The organism is Photobacterium sp. OFAV2-7 (assembly GCF_022347985.1).
Lineage (GTDB): Bacteria > Pseudomonadota > Gammaproteobacteria > Enterobacterales > Vibrionaceae > Photobacterium.
Map to the genome: position 1 here is coordinate 1 of NZ_JAKRFQ010000185.1, position 7,085 is coordinate 7,085.

General features: G+C 43.6%; 5 protein-coding genes and 1 pseudogene. All 6 read right to left on the bottom strand.

The features are described from left to right. A pseudogene (locus MHN01_RS11620) lies at positions 1–403 on the bottom strand (hypothetical protein); the annotation flags it as partial. Between the two features lie 68 nt (positions 404–471). Continuing rightward, positions 472–1,455, bottom strand: coding sequence for an ABC transporter ATP-binding protein (locus MHN01_RS11625; RefSeq protein ID WP_239411501.1), 984 nt, complete (start codon positions 1,453–1,455; stop codon positions 472–474). A gap of 10 nt (positions 1,456–1,465) precedes the next feature. Beyond that, positions 1,466–2,422, bottom strand: coding sequence for an ABC transporter ATP-binding protein (locus MHN01_RS11630; RefSeq protein ID WP_239411502.1), 957 nt, complete (start codon positions 2,420–2,422; stop codon positions 1,466–1,468). After that, positions 2,419–3,366 (bottom strand): ABC transporter permease, encoded by a 948-nt coding sequence (locus MHN01_RS11635; protein ID WP_239411505.1) that lies wholly within the window; start codon positions 3,364–3,366, stop codon positions 2,419–2,421. The genes MHN01_RS11630 and MHN01_RS11635 overlap by 4 nt, the downstream gene beginning before the upstream one ends. Positions 3,367–3,408: 42 nt before the next feature. Beyond that, positions 3,409–4,383 carry an ABC transporter permease gene (locus MHN01_RS11640; RefSeq protein ID WP_239411503.1) on the bottom strand — a complete coding sequence of 325 codons (975 nt, stop codon included), beginning with the start codon at positions 4,381–4,383 and terminating at the stop codon, positions 3,409–3,411. A 61-nt stretch (positions 4,384–4,444) separates the two neighbouring features. Continuing rightward, the gene (locus MHN01_RS11645) at positions 4,445–6,088 is read right to left on the bottom strand and encodes an ABC transporter substrate-binding protein (RefSeq protein ID WP_239411504.1); all 1,644 of its coding nucleotides are present in this window, start codon (positions 6,086–6,088) and stop codon (positions 4,445–4,447) included. Positions 6,089–7,085: the final 997 nt, after the last annotated feature.

Here is a 7,085-nt window from a genome sequence, read left to right on the forward strand (position 1 = left end):
AATCCAAGTTCACCTCTTCAAAGACAATTTTGTCACCCACGGTATTTTTATAGAGGTTCCGCTGGATTTGATATAGCCCGTCATGGTGCACATTGAAGGGTTCCCAAAGCTTTATCCCTTCTTCACCTGTCACCCTTACAATCGTTTTACTGCCTGTGTTCTCAGCACTTTCATGAATATAATCAACTGATTTATAAGGAAACAGAGCAAGTTCCGGCTTGATTCTTCCCGCCGATAGGCTTCCTGCCGACGAGATAAACAACCAGTGATCACTGGCCGATACCACACTGATAAAAAAAGGATCCATGTGATCAACATTTTCAATCACATAATATTTTTCGCCATCCATAGTGACGAACTTACCCTTTATATCGCCAGATTGCGTAATAATTTTTTTTGCCATTTTATTTAACCAAACTTCTTGAAAGCGCTTTCTTGCTTAGCGCGAAAAAACCAGAATCGATGCCCGAATTAGATATGGTGGCATCGAATAAAGTGATCACTTGCAAGCTGAGTAACCGCAGGTAAAACCTGGACACATTGACTACTTGCTCTCGGACAACGCTGTGCAAACGGACACCCGTAACTATTCGGCTTCCATAACGGAATTTCACCTTTCTTGGCACTGAGTTCGCGCCGTCCGGACCGTCCGGCTTCAGGAACAGCAGAAAGAAGCAACTGGGTATACGGATGTTGCGGAGTCTGCGTAACCTTATCGCTATTGCCCCACTCCACCATATGACCGACGTACATTACTGCCGTTTTTTCAGCAAAATACCGTGCAGTAGCAATATCGTGGGTAATGTACATGAAAGAGATGCCGTGCTTGTCTTTCAGATCTGACATTAAATTCAAGATCCCCAAACGAACAGACACATCAAGCATCGAGATAGGCTCATCTGCCAGAATAACCTCCGGCGAGACAGCTATTGCCCGGGCGATAGCCACACGCTGACGCTGGCCGCCACTTAGCTGATGCGGGTATTTTTCGGCAGTTTCTACTGCCGGGTTCAGGCCTACCATTTCCAGCAATTCATAGACCAGTTTCTGAACGGCTTTCTTACCCACCCTATTGTGGATCAGCAGAGGTCTGGCAATGTGGTGATAGATGTTATGCACCGGATTAAGTGAGCCGAACGGATCCTGAAAAATCATCTGAACCTGACGAGCATACTCCAGGCTGCCGTGCTCCTTGGTATATTCATGCAAGGGCTGCCCTTTAAATAAAATGTCCCCATCAGTCTGATCATAAATGCGGGTCAAAATCCGTGCGCCGGTACTTTTACCTGAACCCGATTCACCAACAATTGCCAGGGCCTCGCCTTTACATAAATCGAATGACACATCATTCACAGCTCGCATGTACTGATCTTTGCCACCTGATTTACCAATAGGAAAATCCTTTACCAAGTTCCGTACAGAGAGTACAACATCTTTATTCTCTATATAGTCCATCACTTCTTCCTTATAAACGGTGACATGCCGCATGGTGGCGATCATTTAGCCTAATCAATTCCGGTTCGCTTTGCCTGCAATCGGCAAAACACTGACTGCAACGTTCCTGGAAATTACAACCGACAGGAATACGTAACAAATCAACAGGGTTACCCGGAATACCATACAACCGCTCTTTCGGACCGTGAATGGTAGGAAATGATGCGATCAGCCCTTGCGTATATGGATGAGAAGGTTTACCAAATACGGTTTCTGCATCACCTATTTCGATGAGGTTACCTGCGTACATCACACCAATTCGATCAGCAATTTCTCCCATCAGGCTCAAATCATGGCTGATAAATAATATAGAGAACCCAAATTTAGTCTTTAAATCGTAAAGCTCATTCAGAATTTCTCGCTCTACCACCACATCCAGTGCCGTCGTCGGTTCATCCATAATGATCAGTTTTGGCTCCAGAGCCAGGGCTACAGCGATAACCACCCGTTGCCTCATCCCTCCACTCAGTTGGTGGGGGAAGCTGGCCATCCGATCAGCATGAATACCAACAATCGCCAGTAGCTCAACCGCTTTCTGGTGGGCTTCTTCGTAGCGGATATTCTTGTGGGCAATGATCACATCCACCAGTTGCTCACCGATAGTGATTACCGGGTTGAGTGAGTTCATTGCACTCTGGAACACGACCGACACATCTTTCCAACGATAATCACGCAGCTCTTTGTCGGACATCTTCAATACGTCGCGTCCCTGATAGAGGATTTCTCCCTCAGAAATCAATGCAGGCGCTTTATGCAGACGTGAAATTGCGAAGGCCAGTGTGCTTTTCCCACATCCCGACTCACCGGCGATCCCAAGCGTTTCACCAGGAGCTATAGTCAAGCTGACATTATTGACGGCCCGCGCCACACCATTTGGGGATACATAATCGACACAAAGATTATTAATCTCTAGCAGTACATCTTTCATAATAAGCCTCGGCGTTGATCTGCTTCTCTTTTCAGTTTTTTCCACAACTTCATGTGTGGTCCTGTCTTCAATTTCGGGTTACTCACCTGGTCAATCGACATATTGATCAGAGCCAGAGAACCGCCGGTGACAGCCAGTGCCATCGCAGGGACAATCATTTCCCACCAGGCGCCCGTGTACAGTGCTGATGACGTTTGTGCCCAATACAGCATCGAGCCCCAGCTCACTTCTGTGGCATCCCCCAACCCTAAGATACCTAAGCCAGCTTCGGAGCCCATCGCATAAATCACCGTCCCAAGGAAACCGCCAAACACAATCGAGATAAGGTTCGGCAGAATTTCGACCAGAATGATGCGTGTTTTTGACTCACCCATAACTTCAGCAGAAATAATGAACTCCTTATTCCTGATAGCCATAGTTTGCGAACGAATTACCCTTGCTCCCCATGGCCAGGAGGTCACCCCGAGCAATATAGTGATAACCAGCGAGCCAACCTGTCCCAGAAAAGCGGCCAGGACAATAAGCAGTGGTAACTGCGGAAAGACCAGAAAGACATTGGTAACGAAGTTCAGCCACTCATCAACCTTGCCTCCCATATAACCAGATGTCACACCAATTGCTACAGCCAGTGTCATGGCGATAATCCCAGCCGAGAGTGCAACTGTTAGCGACTTCCTGGCCCCGTATAGAACCTGACTGTATACATCACGTCCACTTCGGGTCGTTCCTAGCACATGTTCGCTGCTTGGCGGCATATGCGGCCTGGCAACTCGTTTGTTAGGATCATGGGTTGCAAGAACAGGGGCCATTAGCGCACCAATCAGCACGATAGAAATCAACAAACCACCAATAATCGCAGGCGGGTTACCATGAAAGAAAGCGTGTAAGGCTGAAAGCACTTCTTTACACTTTTTTTGAAAATTATTCGATTGACGATCGGACATATTATTGTCGAATGAATCCATTAACTTACTCATAATCAAACCTTATTTAGAAATCCGAGGGTCAAGCCAGACATAAAGAAGATCTGCTATGAAGTTCGCTGTCAGCACGGCTGTAACAAGAATAAGCAGGATTGCTTGAATTAGTGGGTAATCCCTTGCAACAATGCCCTTTAGAAGGATATTCCCCAGTCCCTGATAGTTAAACACAACCTCAGTCATAATTGAGCCTGCAAACGAAAAACCGATTGCCATCGCAATGGCTGTCGCTACAGGCAGAATCGCATTTCGTCCCGCATACCGATACATAACGCGAAAACTGCTGAGGCCTTTTGCTTCGGCCATGGTGACGTAATCCTCACCAAGGACATTGATCATCGCATTACGCATGTTGAATACCCAAGTTGAGATACCAACGACAATCATCGAGCCCATAGGCAATACAGCATGTTTTAGCACGCTGGAAATAAACTCCATAGTGAACCCCGGCTCTAGTGACGGATCATAGGTATAGGCCAGAGGAAACCACTCCAATTGCAAACCGAAGAAATAAAAGAGCAATAGTGCCGTAACGATATAAGGAAAATTACTGATAAATGCCAGTGTTGGCGGAATGACTTGTCCAAACAAGCCTTCTCGGCGATACGAAGCATAAGTACCAATCGAGACCCCAATTATAAGAGCGACGATCAATGAGCCTAATGCCAGAAAAATAGTCCATGGCAACGCCTGGCCAATAACATCAGTTACGCTAACAGGAAACATCAGTACTGATGGCCCAAGGTCCAAAGTGAATACACTTTTGATGTATGCAAAATATTGTTCTAATGTTGAACCATCCATAAAGCCATACATTTCCCTGACGGCATCCATCTGCGCAGGATCCAATCGTCCTTGGGCTGCGGCAAACAAGGCATCAATAGGGTCTCCAGGCATTAGTCTTGGGAGCAAAAAATTAAAAGAGATCGCTATAAAAAAAGCAACAAAATAAAAGCTGAGTCTACGTAGTAAAAAGCTCATATATATATCCGATAATCAAAGGGTCAAAGTTTATACAGTGACCCTTTAAATTATTTATAAGTTATTTCAAATGAAGATTGTTGATAATCAGGTTACGATTGCCACCATCATAAAAGCTAGGTTGAACATATGGGTTGTCTTTACTAGGCCAACCAACAATCTTTGAGCTGTTATACTGGAACCAAGTTGCATTAGAAAACAGTGGGATAAATGGAATGTTTTCTGCTGTAAACTCTTGAAGTTTATTCAATATCTCTTGTTGCTCAGCTGGATTTACTGTCTGACCGAAACTATTAATTAGCGCATCTATATCTTTAGAGTGTACCCCGTGTCCAGCATGCCACGTTTTACCGATACGAGACGTTAAGTAGTACTCCTGGTAAGCCATGATGGGGTTCGTTGCAACCATCGACCAGTTTATAGACATTTTGTACCCGCTTTCTTTCAGGTTCTTGTCATACACTGCCCAGTCGACTGTTTTCACGTTTGCTTTGATACCGATCTCTTCATAGTACTCTGAAACCATCTGAACAACCTGGATCCAGTCTGTCCACCCGTTGACAACCTCAATATCAAACTCAATCGTCTTGCCGTCGGCCATCTCCCTGAAACCGTCACCGTTTCGATCTTTATAACCTGCAGCATCAAGAAGTTGTTTAGCTTTTTCAGGATTATATTGAGTCAGGCCTTTATATTTTTCGTTTACCTCCTTGCTGATACTCGTACTATACAGCTCAGCAATACCTCCAACATTATAGTTTGGTGTTGGGTAGCCATAAGCAGCGATATCAACAATTGCATCTCGATCTAAAGCCATCGATAATGCTTTACGAACATTCAAATCATCAAATGGCTTCTCTTGCGTATTCACATAGAGGTGAATAGCATCATTAGCCGGGTACCAGTAATGATGATTTTCTGGGTCAGCCGCGACAAAAGTATTATCGACGTCGGCGATGAAGTTAGAACCCCAATCAATTTCCCCTTTCATCAATGCCGGCTGTATTTGAGAGTTATCATTATATGAGCGGTATTTAATACAATCGAGATAAGGACGGTTTTCAAGGTAGTAATGGGGGTTGCGACAAAGCTCCATTTGCTGTGGCTTTAGGTATTTAACCACTGTCATTGGGCCGCTACCAATAGGATTTGGATTGGTAAATGTTGGCAAGTCTGCGTTACTCACCTTGCTCCAAACATGCTCTGGCAAAACATAATATTTAGGAAGATCCCAGATAAATGTCGAATCCGCCTGATTTAACTCAAAAACAATGGTTCTAGCATCAGTAGCAGTGATACTCGCTAGTTTACCGGATGTCCAAATGGCCGCTGAATCAAACGCAGGCACATCTTTTGTCATTGTATAGCTGAACACAACATCATTTGCTGTCAGAGGCTTACCATCAGACCAAGATAAACCGTCGCGCAGCTTGACTGTTATAGTCTTCAAATCATCAGAATATTCCGCTGACTCTGCGAGACGATACTCCACATTACCGGTCTTAATATTGAACATCATTAATGGTTCGTATAGCACACCATCAAACAAGCTACCTGTTGTGTATGGGTTAAAGTTCTCAACGAAACCAGTATTGATGATTGGTACAGTAAGTGTGCCCCCTTGCTTAACTTCATCAGCGACAGCACCATTTGCTGATAACAACAAGCCACAAAACATGGAAGCTAAAATCTTTTTATTATGCATTACATAATCCTTTATATGTAGAAACCATTCAAGAAAGCGCTTTCTTTAGTTGTAACATGTACCCAATTGAGTAAACCTCTATTTCCCTCATTAAACCCAAGAAAGCGCTTTCTTTTGATGTTATTCCAGCCATAAACTACAGGCAACACTATTACACCGAAAGCTGTACCTCGATCACATACACAATACGAATAACCAATAACTCCGTGCTAGAACAGTGATCAAACAGCATATATATACGCTTTTAAATCAACAGCCTAACAAAAAATCAATACAAAGATCACAAATACACTAAAATTATATGACTATTACAAGGCAATATGAGATCAGAACCATGAAAATATCGCTTAATCTAATGCTCATTGCTTTATTCTCACTACTATCAACGAATTTATTAGCTGCAACGTACTTGAGTACCAGCCCAGCTAACAACATGCCTAATGAAAATGGTCAATTTGTATTCATATCTTCAGGCCAAGAATCCTTCAACAAATCGGTTTACCTAAACGTCAGCCCAATTGGCAGCCTGCCATCCAGGGATGGTCAATTTATTGTATCCCCCTCCAACCCATGTGTTAAAAACTGCATCAAACAAAATTATGTGAGTACCAGCCCAGCTAATAACATCCCTAATATGAATGGTCAGTTCATATTCGTATATCAGGCGGACACACAGTAATAACCAAGTCCAATAAATCAACCGACCTAAACATAAGGTCACTAAATGGTGGCCTTAAATTTTACCGCAAAGCAATACAAACCAACCGAAGAAAAATACCAACCTCACCCCGCATATCGCTCCCAATGCCGAACACACTTACGTCAAATGGTGTTTATGTGCATAATAGGCTTTCGTTTTATTGGAAATCTTACGCACATAGTTCACCTCAACCAAGCTCACAATAATTTGAAAAATCAATCAATTATTACTCATCACTCTTTGATATCGATCGATTAAGTCAAATTTCAGACAATTTTTCATTGACGTTTAATTTAG